Source organism: Microtetraspora sp. AC03309 (assembly GCF_020826795.1).
Lineage (GTDB): Bacteria > Actinomycetota > Actinomycetes > Streptosporangiales > Streptosporangiaceae > Microtetraspora > Microtetraspora glauca.
In genome coordinates, this window is sequence record NZ_JADDIL010000007.1 from 96,276 (window position 1) to 114,630 (window position 18,355).

General features: G+C 69.5%; 11 protein-coding genes. 8 read left to right on the forward strand and 3 right to left on the reverse strand.

Annotated features, from left to right (window positions below; translation table 11 throughout):
• Positions 1–73: 73 nt before the first annotated feature.
• The 4 genes from IMZ11_RS05840 (at position 74) to IMZ11_RS05855 (ending at position 2,591) form a co-directional block, all read left to right on the forward strand.
• Entirely contained in the window at positions 74–562 is a 489-nt protein-coding gene (locus IMZ11_RS05840; RefSeq protein ID WP_228638229.1) for a VOC family protein, read from the forward strand.
• 31 nt (positions 563–593) lie between these two features.
• Positions 594–788 (forward strand): DUF3046 domain-containing protein, encoded by a 195-nt coding sequence (locus IMZ11_RS05845; RefSeq protein ID WP_061257616.1) that lies wholly within the window; start codon positions 594–596, stop codon positions 786–788.
• Between the two features lie 97 nt (positions 789–885).
• A complete protein-coding gene (locus tag IMZ11_RS05850; protein WP_228638231.1) occupies positions 886–1,332 on the forward strand; it encodes an Rrf2 family transcriptional regulator in 447 nt (148 codons plus the stop codon).
• Positions 1,333–1,409: 77 nt separating this feature from the next.
• Positions 1,410–2,591: a globin domain-containing protein gene (locus IMZ11_RS05855; protein ID WP_228638233.1), complete on the forward strand. Its 1,182-nt coding sequence runs from the start codon at positions 1,410–1,412 to the stop codon at positions 2,589–2,591.
• Between the two features lie 191 nt (positions 2,592–2,782).
• Here IMZ11_RS05855 and IMZ11_RS05860 read toward each other — a convergent pair whose 3' ends face one another.
• Positions 2,783–3,058, reverse strand: coding sequence for a hypothetical protein (locus IMZ11_RS05860; protein ID WP_061257613.1), 276 nt, complete (start codon positions 3,056–3,058; stop codon positions 2,783–2,785).
• A 417-nt stretch (positions 3,059–3,475) separates the two neighbouring features.
• On the opposite strand from IMZ11_RS05860, the gene recA reads away from it, so the two are divergent.
• The 4 genes from recA (at position 3,476) to IMZ11_RS05880 (ending at position 15,307) form a co-directional block, all read left to right on the forward strand.
• Complete coding sequence (gene recA, locus IMZ11_RS05865; protein WP_061257612.1) at positions 3,476–4,579, forward strand: recombinase RecA; 1,104 nt, start codon at positions 3,476–3,478, stop codon at positions 4,577–4,579.
• Positions 4,580–4,587: 8 nt separating this feature from the next.
• Complete coding sequence (gene recX, locus IMZ11_RS05870; protein ID WP_228638235.1) at positions 4,588–5,736, forward strand: recombination regulator RecX; 1,149 nt, start codon at positions 4,588–4,590, stop codon at positions 5,734–5,736.
• 360 nt (positions 5,737–6,096) lie between these two features.
• On the forward strand, positions 6,097–7,722 hold the full coding sequence (rny, locus tag IMZ11_RS05875) for a ribonuclease Y (protein ID WP_228638237.1): 1,626 nt from the start codon (positions 6,097–6,099) through the stop codon (positions 7,720–7,722).
• A gap of 1,024 nt (positions 7,723–8,746) precedes the next feature.
• On the forward strand, positions 8,747–15,307 hold the full coding sequence (locus IMZ11_RS05880; protein WP_228638239.1) for a PKD domain-containing protein: 6,561 nt from the start codon (positions 8,747–8,749) through the stop codon (positions 15,305–15,307).
• A gap of 132 nt (positions 15,308–15,439) precedes the next feature.
• On the opposite strand, the gene IMZ11_RS05885 is transcribed toward IMZ11_RS05880, so the two are convergent.
• Complete coding sequence (locus IMZ11_RS05885) at positions 15,440–17,431, reverse strand: prolyl oligopeptidase family serine peptidase (protein ID WP_228638241.1); 1,992 nt, start codon at positions 17,429–17,431, stop codon at positions 15,440–15,442.
• Between the two features lie 39 nt (positions 17,432–17,470).
• Complete coding sequence (locus tag IMZ11_RS05890; protein ID WP_228638243.1) at positions 17,471–18,208, reverse strand: transporter substrate-binding domain-containing protein; 738 nt, start codon at positions 18,206–18,208, stop codon at positions 17,471–17,473.
• Between the last annotated feature and the right edge of the window lie 147 nt (positions 18,209–18,355).

Below are 18,355 nucleotides of genomic sequence, written 5' to 3' on the forward strand. Positions count from 1 at the left end.
GACAGAGCCGTGTCGCGAGTCCCGATCGCCCGGGAAGCGTTGATTATCCGGGAAAGAGGACAAGCATACGGTTATGGACATCGATTACGAGGCCATCGAGCGGGAGCGCTCCCGGATCAGGGAGCGCTACCTGCGCGAGAACCGTCCGCCGAGCAGCGCCAGAGGTCTCCACCACTTCGCGTTGCTCTCGTCGGATCCCGAGCGCACCATCCGGTTCTACCAGGAGCTCCTTGAGTTCCCGCTCACCGAGATCTTCGAGAACCGCGACTACAAGGGGTCCAACCACTTCTTCTTCGACATCGGCAACGGGAACCTGCTGGCGTTCTTCGATCTGCCCGGCCTCGATCTCGGGCCGTACCAGGAGGTTCTCGGCGGGGTGCATCACATCGCCATCTCGGTCGAGCCCGCCACCTGGGAGCGGCTGCGGAGCAAGCTGGAGGCCGAGGGCGTGCCGTACCAGGTCGAGAGCGGCGCGTCGATCTACTTCCGCGATCCCGACGGCGCCCGGCTCGAACTGCTCGCCGACCCGCTCGGGGAGATGTACGGCTCCCGCGTCATTTGAGGCACCTCCGGGGCGGGACCATACTTGGGGAATGCGCCTGACGGATTTCTGGAGCCGTATGCACCGCCACTTCGGCGAGGTGTACGCCGAATCGTGGGCGAAGGATTATGTCATCGCCGATCTCGGCGGCCGGACCGTCGAGCAGGCCCTGGCCGACGGCGTGGCGGCCAAGCGTGTCTGGCACGCCGTCTGCACGGTCGTCGACGTGGATTCCCGCCTGCGCTAGCAGGCCGTACGCCCGGAGCGCCCCGCATCCTGTGTGGAGGGACGCTTCACGGAGCCCCAAATACGACTCCGAAATGCCACTTTGATACCTTTATGTCGTGCGGTTGACGAAGTTCACCGACCTCGCGCTCCGGGTGACCATGCGCCTGGCGGTGATAGACGGGGCGGAGGAGCTGCCCACCTCGAGGGAGGTGGCCGGTTCCGTCGCCGCGCCGTACACCCACGTCGCCAAGGTGGTCAGCCGGCTCCAGCACCTCGGCATCCTTTCGACCCGCCGGGGGAGGGGAGGGGGTCTGGAGATCACCGCGGCCGGTCGGAACGCCTCCGTCGGCTGGCTGGTGCGTCAACTGGAGGGATCGGACGACGTGGTCGGCTGTGAGGACCAGCCGCCGTGTCCTCTGCGTGGAGCGTGCCGCCTGCGCGGGGCCCTGCGTCAGGCGCAGGAGGCGTTCTACGCCTCGCTGGACCCGCTGACCGTACGAGATCTGGTCGGCGATTCGTCCAGGCCGATGCTTCTCCAACTGCTCACCTCCCCACCCGCGTAACCCTGTCGATGTCGCACGCCATCGGTGGGTGCCGCGTGCCCGAAATTGGTATCTGACAATCAGATTTAGGAGTGGTCATGCTTTCAGAGAAGTCCGCGGCCGTCGTCCGCGCCACCCTGCCCGCGGTCGGAGGGGCGATCGGGGAGATCACGCCGATCTTCTACCGCAAGATGTTCGACGCCCACCCTGAGCTGCTCCGTGACCTCTTCAACAGGGGCAACCAGGCCAACGGGTCGCAGGGGCGAGCCCTCGCCGGCTCCATCGCCACGTTCGCCGTCGCGCTGCTGGAGCACCCGGACACCCGGCCCGACCAGTTGCTCGCGCGCATCGCGCACAAGCACGCCTCGCTCGGGATCACCGCGGAGCAGTACGGCATCGTGCACCGCCACCTGTTCGCCGCGATCGCCGAGGTCCTCGGAGACGCGGTCACCCCGGAGGTGGCGGCGGCGTGGGACGAGGTCTACTGGCTGATGGCCGGCGCGCTGATCGCGCTGGAGGCGCGGCTGTACGCCGATTCGGGCGTCGCGGACGGTGACGTGTGGCGCCCCTGGCGGGTGGTCGGCCGGGTCGAGGAGACCGCCGACGTCGCCACCTTCATGCTTCGGCCCGCCGACCGCGGCCCGACGCCGTCCTTCCGGCCGGGCCAGTACGTCTCCGTCCAGGTGGAACTCCCGGACGGAGCCCGGCAGATCCGGCAGTACAGCCTGTCCTGTGCGCCGGGCGGATCCGACTACTGGATCTCGGTGAAGCGGGTCGCGGACAACCCGGAAGGCGAGGTGTCGACCTGGCTGCACGCCAACGTCCGCGAGGGAGACGTCCTCCGTGTGAGCGCGCCCTTCGGCGACGTCATGCTTGACGAGGGGGACTGCCCGATCCTGCTCGCCTCGGCGGGCGTCGGCGCGACCCCGATCATCAGCATGCTGGCCCACCTCGCCGCGCGCGCGACCACGCGGCCGGTGACCGTGGTGCACGGCGACCGCACCCCGCGCAGCCACCCCTTCCGCGGCGAGCTCGAACTGCTCACCGAGAAGATCCCGCAGGCCGTCACGCACGTCTGGTACGAGGAGCCGGAGGAGGGCTGGCCCGCCGAGCGCACGGGTCTGGTGGATCTGGCCGGCGTCGAGGTCCTCGACGGCACGCGCGCCTATTTGTGCGGGCCGGTTCCGTTCATGCGCGAGGTGCGTGCGCGGCTGCTCGACCGGGGCGTCCCGGCCGAGCGCATCCACTATGAGGTGTTCGGCCCGGACCAGGGGCTCTAGATCCGGTACGGCCGGCAGGGCGAGCGGCCGAGACGGCTGGCCATGTGGCCCGCCGGGAGGAAGAAGCCCGGCCGTCTTCCGGGCGGGAGACGGCTGGGACGGCTGGGAGAACCGCTGGGCGAGCTCAGCGTGGAGAGCTCGTCCGGCGGCGGTCCGGAGAAGTCGCTCAGGGACTGCCGTGAGAGCGGCGTTCAGCCGGTGCGGGAGAGCAGCTTCGTCACGGCGTCGGCGGTCCTTGCCGGGTCCTCGGCGCTCTCCTGGCCGTCCGGAGACCACAGGAACATCCAGCCGTCGATCGTCGGTGTGGCGAAGACGATCGTCTGATGTCCGGTGCGCGGATGCCACACCCAGAGAACGGGGTCGTCACCGCCCAGCATGCGGCCGACGATTCCACGTTCAGGGAGTTGCCCGGCGAGTGTCTCCAGGTGCGTACGGCGTTGCGGTCCGTAGGTGCTGGTGCTCGTCACATCGCCGCCTTGGGGAAGAACCGGCTTTCCTCCAGGATCGCCGCAGGTCACCGGCCAGGCAACAGCGGCGCCGGAATGCCCGGGAATGTGACTTCGCGGTTGGGGTGGTGGATCCCTCTCGCCCGGTTCGGCGCCCGCCGCTCGCCCGGTCGGAGCCTGCCGTAGATCGTGGACCGCGCCGGAAGAGGGAGCGACGCGCCGCACGGTTCCCGATGTGATCGAACAGTCGTTCGGCTATATTTGAACGGCCGCCGCAGGGGTGTGCCGCGTCGGGTGGGCAGCCGCAGGCGCCTTCCGGGTTTCCCGGGGCGTCCGGTGCCGGTTTCCGAGGACGGCTTCCGGAACTCCGGAAATTGTCGGTGGCACCCCGTAGCTTTCCGGTGACCGAACAGACCACGACCCTCCAGGGGGCACCCAATGGCAATCAACGACCGCGAGAAGGCCCTTGAGACCGCCCTCGCACAGATCGAGCGGCAGTTCGGCAAGGGCTCCGTCATGCGCCTCGGCGACGACGCGCGTGCCCCGGTCGAAGTGATCCCCACCGGCGCGATCGCCCTCGACGTCGCTCTCGGCATCGGCGGCTTCCCGCGCGGCCGCATCGTCGAGGTCTACGGGCCGGAGTCCAGCGGTAAGACGACCGTCGCGCTGCACGCCGTGGCCAACGCGCAGCGGGCCGGCGGCATCGCCGCCTTCATCGACGCCGAGCACGCCCTCGACCCGGAGTACGCGAAGAAGCTCGGCGTCGACGTCGACGCGCTGCTCGTCTCCCAGCCGGACACCGGTGAGCAGGCCCTCGAGATCGCCGACATGCTGATCCGCTCCGGCGCGGTCGACATCATCGTCATCGACTCGGTGGCCGCCCTGGTGCCCAAGGCCGAGATCGAGGGTGAGATGGGCGACAGCCACGTCGGCCTCCAGGCGCGCCTGATGTCCCAGGCCCTCCGCAAGGTCGCCGGTGCCCTCAACCAGACCCGCACCACCGCCATCTTCATCAACCAGCTCCGCGAGAAGATCGGCGTCATGTTCGGCTCGCCGGAGACCACCACGGGTGGTAAGGCGCTGAAGTTCTACGCGTCGGTCCGGCTGGACGTCCGCCGGATCGAGACCCTCAAGGACGGCACCGAGCCGGTCGGCAACCGCACCCGGGTGAAGGTCGTCAAGAACAAGATGGCGCCCCCCTTCCGCCAGGCGGACTTCGACATCCTGTACGGCATCGGCATCTCCCGCGAGGGCGGCCTCATCGACATGGGGGTCGAGCACGGGTTCGTGCGCAAGGCCGGCGCCTGGTACACGTATGAGGGCGATCAGCTCGGCCAGGGCAAGGAGAACGCCCGCAACTTCCTGAAGAACAACCCCGACATCGCCAACGAGATCGAGAAGAAGATCAAGGAGAAGCTCGGTGTCGGGCCGCGCCTGGACGCCGCCGCGGAGGCTCCTGCTCCCGCCCCCGTGCCGGCCGCGGCCGCTCCGTCCGGAGGGCGCGGGTCCAAGGCGTCCACGCCCAAGCCCGGTGACGTCTGAGCGCAGCCATGAGGCGTGACGAGTTCCCCGGCCCCTCCGCTGAGCCGGGCCCGGGGGACGAGGACCCAGGCTGTTCGAGCGTTGCGGGGTGGCAGGGCCGGGATTCCGCTCCTGCGGGCGAGTCGGACCTGCCGGGTCGACGCTCCGATCCAGCAAGCGACCTGAGGCGGCGGGGCCGGGGCTCCGGTCCTGCGGATGAGGCGGTCCGTGGGAGCGGGAACTCCGGGCCGACGGGGGAGCTCAACCCGGCCGACTGGAACTCCGGTCCGTGGGGCCCTGAGCACTCCGCCGATCCATCCCATGGCGTTGGCGATGCCGGTGGCTCCGTCAGGGGCCGTGCTCGTGGCTTCGGCGCCGGCGGGGCGAGGGGTTCCGGCGCTGGTGGGGCGAGAGGGCTCGGCGCCGGTGGCGCGAGGGGTTCCGGGGCCGGTGGGGCGAGGGATTCTGGGGCTGACGGCACGTTCGGCGGACTAGGCCCAGCGTTCGGTGCCTTCGGTACTTTCGGTGCCGACGATGACGGTGGCTTCGGGGATGACCCTGCCGATCGTGCTGGCCGTGCCGGCGGCGCCAGGCGGAAGAAGGGGCGGTCGAGGCGATCGGACTGGTCGCCCGACGGCCCGGATGAGGACTCCCCGGCCGCTCAGGCGCCGGCGGCGGATCCCCAGGCGGTGGCCAGGGCGATCTGCCTGCGGTTGCTCACCATGGCGCCGAAGACCCGGGCCCAGCTCGCCGAAGCCCTGCGCAAGCGGGAGGTTCCGGAGGACGCGGCGCAGGCCGTACTGGAGCGCTTCTCCGAGGTCGGCCTCATCGACGACGAGGCGTTCGCCGCAGCGTGGGTCAGTTCCCGGCACGCCGGGCGTGGCCTGGCACGACGGGCGCTCGCGCAGGAGTTGCGCCATCGTGGCGTGGACGAGGACACCGTCAAGGAGGCCGTCGAGCAGCTCGACCCCGAGCAGGAGGTGGAGACCGCCCGGCGGCTGGTCGCCCGCAAGCTCGCGGGCACGCGGGGCGTGGAAACCCAGGCCCGCACCCGCAGGCTGGTCGGGATGCTCGCCCGCAAGGGCTACGGTCCCGGGCTCGCCTTCAGAGTCGTCCGCGAGGCGTTGGAGAGCGAGGGCGCCGAGATCGACGATCTCCCCGACGGCGACATGCGGTGATGGCCGGACGGCGCGTGCGCGTGGTTCTGACTGCGCGCGCCGACACGTCCCGCGTGGAGGGGTGTGTACTTTTCGCGCCGTCAGATGTGACCAGGAAAAGCCATTTGACGCTGCTCCTTTGCTTGCCCGTTACCTCGCTGACGCTTAATCTCGACCGCAGTGAGGAGTTACTCCGCAGTGCGGATTGCCATATCGGTGGATGACAGAACGAGGAAGATTGACCGGCTTGCCGGCCATGTCGGCCGCCCTCCGGGGCTGCCGGATTTCAGGACGTTCCGCTGACGTCGCCGGGTTCTGCCGTGCTGTGCGCGTAACCCCCTCGCTGGCTCGACATTGCGACGCGAGGAGGGGTGGGCGCGCATGAATACGATCGTGATCGTGCTGGCGTTGGCGGTGGTGCTGCTGACGCTCGTAGCGATTGCCGCGCTCGTCATGGTCGTGCGCCACACCGGGGGAATCCCCCGGCCCAAGGGTCCTTCGCCGGAGCAGCTCGCCGCGGCCGAGGCCGAGGTGAACGCGGAGCTGGAGCAGGCCAGGCGCCAGGCCGATGAGATCCGGGGCAAGGCCGAGAGCGACGCGGGCGAGATCGTCAAAAAGTCCGAGTCCCTCGCCGAAAGCGCCGCCCTGATGCGCAAAGAGGTCGAGGAGGAGTCGCGCGCGTTCAAGGGCGAGATCAAGGAACTGCGCGCCGACCTGGAACGCCGGGAGAGCCGCCTGGTCGAGCGGGAGCAGCGGCTCGACGAGGAGGCGCGCAGGCAGTCCGAGCGGGCGCGCAAGCTGGCCGAGACCGAGACGGAGCTCGCTGACCGGCGGGTCGAGCTCGACCACGTCGCCGACAACCGCAGGAAGATCCTGGAGCGGGTCGCGGGCCTCACCGCCGACCAGGCGAAGGGCGAGCTGGTCAAGGAGATCGAGAACCAGGCCAAGCGCGAGGCCGCGCTGATCGTCCGGGAGATCGAGAGTGAGGCGCGCAAAGAGGGCGAGAAGCGCGCCTGCAAGATCGTGACGCTCGCGGTCCAGCGGGTCGCCACCGAGCAGACCGCGGAGTCCGTGGTCAGCGTGCTGCACCTGCCCGGCGACGACATGAAGGGCCGCATCATCGGTCGCGAGGGCCGCAACATCAGGGCCTTCGAGTCCACGACCGGGGTCAATCTGATCATCGACGACACGCCCGAGGCGGTGCTGCTGTCGTGTTTCGACCCGGTCCGGCGGGAGACCGCCCGGCTGACGCTGGAACGCCTCGTCCTCGACGGCCGCATCCATCCGCAGCGCATCGAGGAGGCGTACGAGCGCAGCAAGACCGAGGTGCGTGACCTGTGTGTCCGCGCGGGCGAGGACGCGCTGGTCGAGCTCGGCATCACCGAGATGCACCCAGAGCTGATCACGCTGCTCGGCCAGCTCCGCTACCGCACCTCCTACGGGCAGAACGTGCTCAAGCACCTGATCGAGTCCGCGCACATCGCCGGGATCATGGCGTCCGAGCTGCGGCTCGACCGTGATCTGGTGAAGCGCTGCGCGCTGCTCCACGACATCGGCAAGGCACTGACCCATGAGGTCGAGGGCAGCCACGCCCTGATCGGCGCGGAGATCGCCCGCCGGTACGGCGAGCACGAGGACGTCGTCCACGCGATCGAGGCCCACCACAACGAGGTGGAGGTGCGCACGGTCGAGGCGGTCCTCACCCAGGCGGCCGACTCGATCAGCGGCAGCCGTCCCGGAGCCCGGCGCGAGTCGCTCGAGGCGTACGTGAAGCGGCTGGAGCGGCTGGAGGAGATCGCCCAGTCGTACGACGGCGTGGACAAGGTCTTCGCGATGCAGGCGGGGCGGGAGATCAGGGTCATGGTCCGCCCCGACTCGGTGGACGACATCCAGGCCCAGGTGATCGCGCGGGACGTCGCCAAGCAGGTCGAGGAGGAGCTGACCTATCCCGGCCAGATCCGCATCACGGTCGTACGCGAGTCCCGGGCGACGGAGTTCGCCCGCTAGTCGCACGAGATATCGAGGTGGCGCGCCGGCTTGGCCCGGCGGCATGTCGGCGTGGGCATCGGATGACGTGTCCAGCCTGAGGGGTCGGAGCCGGTGATCTCCAAGGAGTCGGCCAGGTTCGAGCGTCGCCCGGTGGAGTGGGACGGCCGCATTCTGCCGAGGCGGAGTCGGCTATCCAGACGGGACCTGTCCATAGGTCGCTGTCGGCGCCCAGGGCCCGGATCGCCTGCTTGAGCAGGGTAGAAGCGGCGTCGAGCCGTTTTCCGTGGCCCGATTGCCGGGGCAGGTAGGGAACGCTTCCGGGCGGGCTATGCGCGACAGAGCGCAGCCGGTGGGCCGCAAGGCGGATGCCGAACCAGGACCTGGGCCGCGGCGAGGGTGAGTAGTTCGGCGTCGGTCGGCTTCGGCGGTCGGCCGAGGCGGCGCGGCCCGCCTGTCCGGCGGGCCGAACCCGGCCATCGGCGTGACCACCGGCCCGACTCCGCCCCGCACGGCATCGCCGTGTCCCAGACCGCCTCCCCAGCCCTGTACACCGCCGCCGGGCAGACGCTTCCGGCGCGAGGAGGAAGGCGGCGCAGCCGGAGGTCGTCGTCGGCGAACGGGACATCGGGCAACGCCTGTGGCCCGGCGCCACCGCCCTCTGCTGGTCCGCAAGAACCCTCTGGTCCGCTTCAAGTCTCCACAAGTGACCCGCAAGCCCCGTTGGCGAGGCTCACCGAGCTACACGTTTATCTCGCCTTTACGGCGGGCGGACCGTAGGAGGAAAACCGGCGTCGCATCCACGCGACGTGCTCGTACTCAAGCCATGACGCCGCCCTGTGACCTTGGCGGGCATGCGATGTGATCCGGCTGCCAGGACGATCCCCATCCCGCTGCCGGGTGAAGCGGGGCAGAAGTGGCTGAGTTGCCCGGACCTCGAGAGAGTCCGGTTTCACGTTGAGGGGCCCGTTTCCGACGTCAAGCCCTGCGTCAGAGCATTCACCGCTGCGCAGGAAAGCGCACCCGTAGTTGTGGAGGCGTCCTTTTGGACCTGTTATTCGATCGCGGTTCCGTTCGGCGGATCGCGTCTCCTCTGATCGCCGGGCTGGTCGGCTTGACCGCCATGCTGACCGGCTCCCTGGCCGTCCCCTTACCCGCACTGGCCGCGTCCGGCTCGGCATCGTCTCCGGACCTGAAAGCGATGGCCGCCGCGCCCGAGACAAAGATCATCGATCTTGGTTCTGTCGTGGACACGCGAGGTGTCGACGTCGGTGACATCAACAACGGCGGCGAGGTCATCTGGGCGATCGGGGACCCCAAATGGGAGGGCTATTTCGGTCGTCCTCAGGCCAGGCTGACCTCCGGTGGAATCGTCACGGATCTTCATGCACTCCTCGGGCTTGACCCCAAGATCAACTCGAGTGTCCCTCGGGGGATCAGCGCCGACGGCACGGTGCTTGTCACCAGTGGTAAGGAGTCCTTCCTCGTCAAAAAGGGCAATGTAACTCCCGCGCGCCAAGAGGCTTTCGCCATCAACGACCGCGGACAATACGCGGGCATGGGCTATTTACAGAACCCTGATGGTTCCACATTGAATCTGTGGGGTTCCAAAAATAAGTTCTATATGGAGCCCACGGCGCTGAACAACTCCGGTTCGGTGGTCGGTCGGATGGACGTCGGCCCTGGTTCGGGCGTCACTTTTCGGGCCTTCCGGAGTAGGCCCCACCAGCCCATCGACCCCAGCCGAGACGAGCTGGTGGTCCCTGGCGCCGACTGGACTCAGGCCAACGACATCAATGGCGAAGGCGTGGTCGCAGGCCATGTGGACGGGCACCCCCAGGACGGCAGCGGTGATATTCCCGTAATCTGGGACAAGGAAGGGACTCACCATATACAGAGGACCCCGTACGGCGGCCGGGTAGACGCGATCAACGAGTTCGGAATCGGCGTGGGTGTGATGTACACCGACGCGGGCAAGAAAATGTACAACGCGCATGCCGCTCTGTTTCAAGGCGGCGTGGGAAACGATCTGAACCTCGTGCTGCCGCAGGACTCGGGCTGGACCCTGAGGGAGGCCACCGGCATCAACGACAACGGTCAGATCGTCGGCCTCGGGCGGCCCGAGGGGGCGGACGCGGACCATGCCTTCCTGCTGGATCTGGGTTTCGTCAAACCCGAGATCGAATCGTTCGAACTCGAGACGCGGCTCTTCCCCTCCAAGAACTGGGTTCCGGTGCCGGAGAAGGGGACGGTCGAGGGCAATCAGGTCCGCGTCACCGTCAGCCTCTTCAACCCCAACGTCATGCCGGTGCGCCGGACGCTGGAGGTGGTTGAGGACGGGACCGGGAAGGTCGTGCGCAACGGGAGGTTCGAGCTGCTCCTCGATGCGGGGGAGACCGTCAGGAAGCAGGTGGCCTTCGACACCGAAGGTCTCGCCTGGCGTAACGGTCAACCGTATTCGGACCGCTCGGTGACCGTTCGGGTGCTCAACGACGGCCGGGATGAGAGCCAGGACACCAAGCCGATCGTCATCCGGCCGATGCCCGTGGTGCTGGTACACGGCTGGAACAGCAATGCGGCCACATGGGACAAGTACGGGGCCTTCCTGAAGTCCGCGCATCCGCTTTGGAAGTGGCGCAAGGTCTCCACGCTCAACACCGGTTCGCTCTCGGCTCCAGGCCAATTGACCCACCCCCTGCCGTTGAACGCCGCGATGCTGGGGCTGGAGATCGAAGACGTACGCACGTCCGAGGACGCCTGGCGGGTGCAGCTCGTCGTCCATTCCATGGGCGGGACGATCAGCCGGGAGTACATAGCCTGGGAGATGGGGTGGACCCCCGAGGAAAAGCCGGTGGTGAACCGGCTGATCCAGATGGGCACCCCCAACGAGGGAAGCCCCTGCGCCGACAGAATCGTGGAGTGGGCGGAGGCGAGGAACAGGAGGACTCCCTGGTATCCGGCCACGTGGGAGAACTCCGAGGAGTACATGCAGGGGGAGTTCAACAAGAAGACCACGAACCTGAAGGGCGTACGGGTCTCCAACCTCGTGGGCAGGGGCTATGAGTTGCTCTGCGGGACCAAGGTCGGGGGGGACGTGGTTCCCGAACCTCTTCCTCTTCCTCACCCCGACACCGACATGATTGTTCCGCCGTCGAGCGCCCGGTGGATGCTCGCGGACACTCCCTCCATGCACATCATGCACACGAAAATGACCGGCTCGCAGGCGGCCTTCGACGACTATGTCAAGCCGCGGCTTGTGTCGCTGCTGGCCGGTGGCTCGGGTGATGGGCCCGGACTGCGGGAGGCGGCTCCCGCGTCCGGCGAGAAGGAGGCGGCTCCCGCGTCCGGGAACGAGAAGGCTGCGGCCGACGCCGATGACGCCGGGGGCGCGAGTTCGCTGTTCGCCTTCCCCGAGGCCACGGTGGAGCCGGGCACGACGGCGGCCGTGCCGCTGGAGGTGCCCTCGGGTACCCGGTTCGGGGTCGTCGGGACGTTGCCGGAGACGGTGGGGCTGCTGCTGCGGGATCCGTCGGGCAAGGAGGCCGCCTCCTACGCGGCGGGCAGCGACGAGGCCAAGGAGGTCGTCCAGGGGTTGAGCGTCACCGCTCCGCAGGCGGGGGCGTGGAAGCTGGAGATCACCAACACCGCCGCCGAGCCGGTCAAGGCCGATCTGGGTGCCTGGATCCTGGACAACCCGGTGCGGGTGGCGGCCACGGCCGAGGCGTCGGAAGACGGCAAGGTGGCGGTGAAGGCCACCGTCACCGATGGCGGGCAGCCGGTCGCCGGCGTGCCGGTGCGGGCCGTGCTGACCCTGGGGGACGGCACCCAGCAGGAGGTGACGCTGAAGGACGACGGGAACAGCGGGGACGGCGCCGCCGATGACGGGAAGTACGGCGGTGTGACCGAGGCGCTGGCCGACGGCGTATATCCCGTCACGGTCGTGGCCGAGACCGCCAAGGGTGTGCGGACCACGCTGAACTCCGCGAAGGTGGCCAAGCCGGACCTGCGGGAGTTCGCGTTGACGTTGTCGGCAGGGCCGGGTGGTTCGGTGTCGGCGTCGCCGGCGCAGACCACGTACCGGGCCGGGACGGAGGTGAAGGTGACCGCCACCCCCGAGGCCGGGGGCATCCCGATCGGGTGGGTGGTCGACGGCAAGGAGCGTGGTCCGGGTGCGCTGACGCTGACCATGGACGGTCCACACACGGTGGAGGCACGGTTCGGGACCTACAAGGTGACCGAGATCGGCGCGCTGCCCGGTGGGGAGGCGTCGAAGACCTACGCCGAGACGCTGAACGACCGCGGTGAGGTCGCGGCCACCGTCGTCGACAAGGACGGCAAGCGGCGCGCGGTGCGCTGGCAGGACGGAGAGTTCACCGAGCTGGGCGGCCTGGCGTGCACCGATGGTGCGGTCACGTGCGAGGCCGGCGCCATGGGCGTCAACGAAGCCGGGGATGTGGCCGGCTGGGCCGTGGCGTCGGCGAGCGGCGGCAACTCACGGCGCGCCGTCGTCTGGCGCGCCGACGGTTCGGTCACCGAGCCGCAGTCGGGCACCAGCGCCTCCGCCCTGAACGACTACGGTCATGTGCTGGGCAGTACAGGTAACGGTGCGGTGCTGTGGGGCCAGGGAGCCCCGACCATGGTGCCTTCCGAATACGTCAGCTCCCCCGCCGGCTACGACAACGAGATGAACTACACCCACCCCGCTCCGCGTATCAATGGCAGCGGCGCAATCACGGGCGGCTACACAATCAGCCGGAACACCGACGGCAGTCCCCGAGACTCCGCCCCGGCGCTCTACGCCGACGATAGGCTCACCAGGCTCGCGGGCACGGTAGAGGGGTGCGCCGTGACGGCCGGCTACGCCTCGGACCTCAACAACACCGGCCTGGTGGTCGGCACCCTGCGGTGCGGCCGCGACGAGGGTAAGGTGACCAAGCGCGCCTACGTGTGGAAGAACGGCAGGCCGACGGATCTGGGCGCGGGTGAGGCGACCGCGGTCAACGACAACGAGGTGATCGTCGGCCACGAGTCGGGGGCCTATCTCAACGCTTATCAGCCGCCGGTGATGTGGATGGCCGGCACGAAGTACCAGCTGGAGAAGGTGCTGTCGTCCCGGCCGTGGTGCCCGGAGGACGGACGCAAGACGACCCGGCCATGTGTGGGCGCATCGGAGATGCAGGATGTCAATTCCTCGGGCCAGATCCTGGTGCAGGGTTTCGTTCGGGAACCCGCGCCGGCGGAGGAGGGTGGCTTCACCCAGGAGAACCGGGCGTTCCTGCTGACGCCCACCACCGCCCGGGCGGATCTGGAGGTCACCCACACGATCTCGCCGACCGAGCCGGGGCCGGGCGCGAAGGTCACGTGGACGGCCACGGTGACCAACAAGGGTGACGACGCCGCCACCGACGTCCGGCTGGACGTGCTCATCCCCAAGACCGTCACCGGCGCGACCTGTGAGACCTGGCGGGGCATCTGCACCGCGATCAAGGGAGGGTTCCGCAACACGGCCAAGGTCCTGGAGCCGGGTTGGAGCGCCACCGTCGAGGTGACCGTCACCGTGCCGGCGGATGCGGAGGTCGGGACCGAGCTCAAGACACAGGCCCACGGGTACAGCCTGTCGGTGCGTGATCCCGTCCCGGCCAACGACGTGGCTTCGACCACGGCGAAGGTGTCGTCGTTCCTGAGCAGCAGCGGGATCACCTGGTCGGATCCGGTGCCGGTGGGGACGACCAGCTACCCGCAGCAGGTGTCGTTGACCAACCGGTCGAACGAGCCGATGCCGTTGAAGGCGATCGCGACCGAGGGGCCGTTCGCGCAGACGAATGACTGCCCGGTGGAGCTGGAGGTCGGCGCCTGGTGCATGGTTCAGGTGACCTTCTCGCCCACGCAGGCGGGTGAGGCCAACGGGAAGCTGACCTTCACCACGGCTAACGAGGCCGCGCCGGTCTTCACGGTGACGTTGAAGGGGACCGGAACGACGAACACATCTCCGGTGATCAAGACGCCCCCCGCTCTTCCGCTGAAGGGGACGGTGGGCAAGCCGTTTGAGTTGAAGGTGGCGTTCACCGATCCTGACGCGGGTGACAACCACACCGCGCAGGTAGTGGTGAACGTGCCGCCGTCGCCGGCGGAGCTGACGCCGGCGGAGGTGACCCGCGAGCCCGGTGGCGGGACGATCACGTGGAGCAGGATGTACACCGCGCCTGTCCAGGGGAGCCTTCTCGTGCTGCTGAAGGACGGCACGAATCCGCCCGTCGGCCAGATGATCCCGTTCGTGATCGAGGAAGCGGTGCCGAACACCGCGCCGCAGGTGTCGGCGGGTCCGGATGTCACGGTGACCGTCGGGGAGACGCTGCAGCGGACGGTGACGTTCACCGACCCGGGCTCGACGTCGTGGACGGCGAGCGTGGACTACGGCGACGGCACGGGTCCGCAGCCGGTAACCGTCACCGGGCAGCAGATCGTGCTGGAGCACCAGTGGGCCACCGCCGGAACCTATCCGGTGACGGTGAAGGTGAAGGACGACGGCGACCTGGAGAGCACGGCGAGCTTCACCGCGACCGTGGTTCCGGCCGAGACGCCGAACCAGGCTCCGAAGGTGACGTTGACCGGTCCGGCCACCGTCACCGAGGGCTCCACCTGGACCGGCCGGGGATCATTCACCGATCCCGACTCGACCAGCTGGACGTTCACCGCCGACTACGGTGACGGGACGGGTCCGCAGCCGCTGACTCTGACCGCCGGGCAGTTGAAGCTGACGCACGTCTTCAGCGGCAGTGGTGAGTTCACGGTCGTGTTGTCGGTGACCGATGACAAGGGCGCGACCGGTACAGCCGGCGTGAAGGTGCAGGTGACCAACGTGGCGCCGGTGGTGACGTTGAAGGAGCCGGCCGTGGTGGCGAAGGTCGGCGAACCGGTCATGTTGAACGCCTCGTTCACCGACCCCGGTACGGCCGACAGCCACACCGCCACCTGGACCATCGGCACTCGAACGGTGGCCGGGGCGCTGGGCGAGAACAAGGGCAAGGGTGCGGTCAGCCTGCCGTATGTCTTCACCGAGCCCGGCATCTACCCGATCGCGGTCACCGTCACCGACAACGACCGCGGGACGGCGAAGGCCGACACCACCGGTGGGCGGAAGGTGTTCGTGCGGGTGTATGACCGGTCCGGTGCGCTGACGGCCGCCGGGACGGTGACGTCACCTGCCGGGTCCTGCCTGCTGGAGACCGCGTGTGAGGACAAGGCCGGGGAGGGGTCCTTCTCCGTCGCCGTCCGTTACAGCGGAAAGAAGGGCGGCCCGAAGGGTGAGTTGCGCTACGCCGCTCCCGGGTTCGAGTTGACCGGGGCCTCCTACGAGACGCTGGTCGCGGTGGACGGCACCGCCACGCTGCGCGGGACCGGGAAGGTGGGCAAGGCCGGCGACGCCGGGAAGGCGGGGAACTCGAAGGTGACCTTCGAGCTCACCGCGGTCGACGCCGCCACCACCGGCGGCGCCGATCAGTTGCGCATGCGCGTGTGGGACGCCACGGGCAGGTTGATCTATGACAACCAGCCCACCGGTGCGGCCTCACCCGCTGTGATCGGCACGCTGCGCGTCAGCGGCTGAGTCTCGGCACAAGGTGTCAGACCCGGCTTTCGGGGTCCGGGTCTGACACCTCCCGTTGGTGCCGGTGACGTCCTGCGGGCGGCGAGCCGTGTCCGGCCGACCCCGTCCGCCGCGCGCACAAGAGCAGCACGGTCAGGCCGAGATGTGAAAGATCTGCAGATAGAAGGACAGCTCCGCGGCCAGGGCGGTGGCTCTGGTCTCGTGGCGGCGGAAACCGTGCGACTCGCCCTCGAACGCGAGATAGGTGCAGGGCACGCCGCGCGCGGAGAGCTCGTCGGCGAACGCCTCCGACTGGGCCGGGGGCACCACCGGATCGGCCAGCCCCTGCATCAGCAGCATGGGGCAGTCGATCTCGCCGGCCCTGGCCAGCGGTTCGCGGGAGGCGTACGACGTCTCCGGGCCGACCAGCCAGTCCATGTAGCGCGACTCGAAGTCGTGCGTGGCGGCGGCGAGCGGGGCGAGGGCGCTGACCCCGGCGATCGACACGCCTCCGGCGAAGACGTCGGAGGCGCAGCAGGCCGCCATGACGGTCCAGCCGCCCGCGCTGCCTCCCCTGATGGCGATGCGCGCCGGGTCGGCCAGGTTCTCGGCCGCGAGCCACCGCGCCGCCGCCACGGCGTCCTCGACGTCGACGACGCCCCACTGTCCGCGTAGGCGCTCGCGGTAGGCCCGGCCGTACCCGCTGGAACCGCCGTAGTTGAGGTCGAGCACGCCGATGCCCCGGCTGGTGAAGAACGCCTTCTCCAGGCTGAGCTCGGTCGTCGCGTGCCCGGTCGGCCCGCCGTGCACGAACACGACGTACGGCGTGGCCGCCGCGTCTCCGGCACCGGGACCGGACGGCGGGTACAGGTAGGCGTGGACGTCACGACCGGCGCCGCTCTCGATCTCGACGGCCCGGGGCATGGGGAGGTAGGCGGTCTCGGGCAGTTCGGCGGTGTCGCCGCACAGCCACTCGACCCTGCCGTCGCCGCCGTCGAGCCGGACGACCGCCCGGGGGAGGTGGGGGCCGTACGCGATCCCGCCGACGGTCCGCCCGTCGGAGGCCAACGCGGGGTCCCAGCCGGAGTAGGGCACCTCGATGTCGGTGAGCGCCCCCGTCTCCGGATCGAGGATGCCCAGGCGCAGGTCGCCGCGTCCGTGCAGCACCGCGAGCCGGCCATCGCCCAGCGGTTGGTACGGCCGGCCGCCGAGCCGCCACAGTGGTCCGGCGAACTCCTCCTCCGCGGGGTGGAGGGCGCGCGGGGAGCCGCCGTGGAGGCCGTCCTGGTAGAGGTTCCACCAGCCGGAGCGGTCGGAGACGAAGTACAGGTTCAGGTCGTCGCGCCAGCACGGGGCGAGCACCGATTCGTCGAGGCCACCGGCGACGGTCCAGGTGTGGCCGTCGGCGATCCGGGTCACCCGCAGCTCGGTTCCCGACCACGGCATGCGCGGGTGGTCCCAGCAGATGTAGGCGAGGTGCCGTCCGTCCGGGGAGATCGTGGGGAAGGCGTAGAAGTCACTCCCGCTCACCCGCTCCACGATCCCGCTCGACGAGGGCGAGCCGATCGGGGACGAGGCGGGGGAGTGGAGGGCTCCGCCACGGGAGGAACGGTCGTTCAGGCCGGAGACCGGGCCGGGTCCGGAGAGATGGTCCCTGAGGGAGATCGAGACGATGGAGCGGGTGACCGTACCGTCGTCGTGGTGGTGCTCGCGGACGCACCACACTTCGGGCCCGTCCGGGCCGTCGTGCACGAGGAGGTCGGCATAGCGGAGCCCGCAAAGCCGCTCGGGCTCCGGCGTGAGCGGCCATGGCTCCGTCCCGGAGGCCGCGAGGTAGAGCCGCTGGTCACGGTGGTGAGCGAAGACGATCCCCCAGCCTGGGACGACCGCGTAGGAGCGCCCGCCGTACTCGTGGACGCGGGTGCGCGCGTCCCAGGGCGAGGGAAGCACCTCACGGAGGAGCCCGTCGGCGCCGCGATGGACGACGGTGCGCCGCCCGCCCTCCGTCGGGCGGTCCTCCTCCCACCAGAGGTCGTCGTCCAGCACCGTGGGGAAGCCGAGGGACAGCCCCGATCGGGCGACGTCGGTGGTGGAGATCGGCGAGGGCCAGACGGCGTACGGCACTGGCGCGGGCAGGGGGGACATGCCTCCCATCCTGCCGGAAGCAGGGCTACGGCGCCGCGTCTACGTCATGCCCAGGGCGGGAGGAGCGGTGTAGCGGGCCGCCAGGACGCCGAGGTGGCGGATCACGGCGCGGTTCCAGGCGCCGTCGTCGAACATCCTCCGGAGGGCGGCGTCGATCTCCTCGCGCGCTCCCTCGGATCGTGCGTCGATGCCGTACCTGTGGACGGCGATCGAGGCGCCGCAGAGCCGGAAGCGCCCGGGGTACTGCGTGTCGAGCCCCACGAGGACCGGCGCGTCGGCCACGATGGCGTCGATCCTTCCTTTGGCCAGCAGGGGAGCGCACGCGGCGGGGACGTTCGCCTCCGCGAGGAACGCGGCCTTCCACGCGGTGCCGAGCCTGCCGACCAGAGGCGCCGTGTCCGCGCGGGTGCCGCACACACGCTTGCGGCGCAGGTCCTTCGGCCTGCTGATCGTGAGGTCGCCCGCGCGGACGAGGATGTCCGAGCTTGTGACGAGGTAGGGCCCGGCGGTGTCGCGGCCTCCGCTCGCGCCGACGACGATGTCGGCCCGGTCGAGGTCACCGGTGTAGCTGATCTGCCCGTCGCGGTAGCCGAGCTCGCGCGCGACGTACTGGGCGACCGCGACGTCGAAACCGGTGTATTCCCCGCCCGGGAGCCGGAGGACCAGTCCGGGGTATCCGACGCGCACGCCGATGACGAGGTCGCCGCCCCTCCCGCAGGCCGTAAGGGAGGCGACCGTCATCGAAAGGCCCAGCAGCAGGGCCGCGACGCGCCGCACGAGCCCAAGAATCGGGGCGGGGCGGCCCAACGGCCAAGCAGCGACACGACAAGGAACCGGAAAGAATCCGGCCCGCTGTTCCACGGCGTGTGCCACGGAGATGAAGCGCGACCCCACGGCCGCTCGATCGCGACCGCCGAGCTTCCC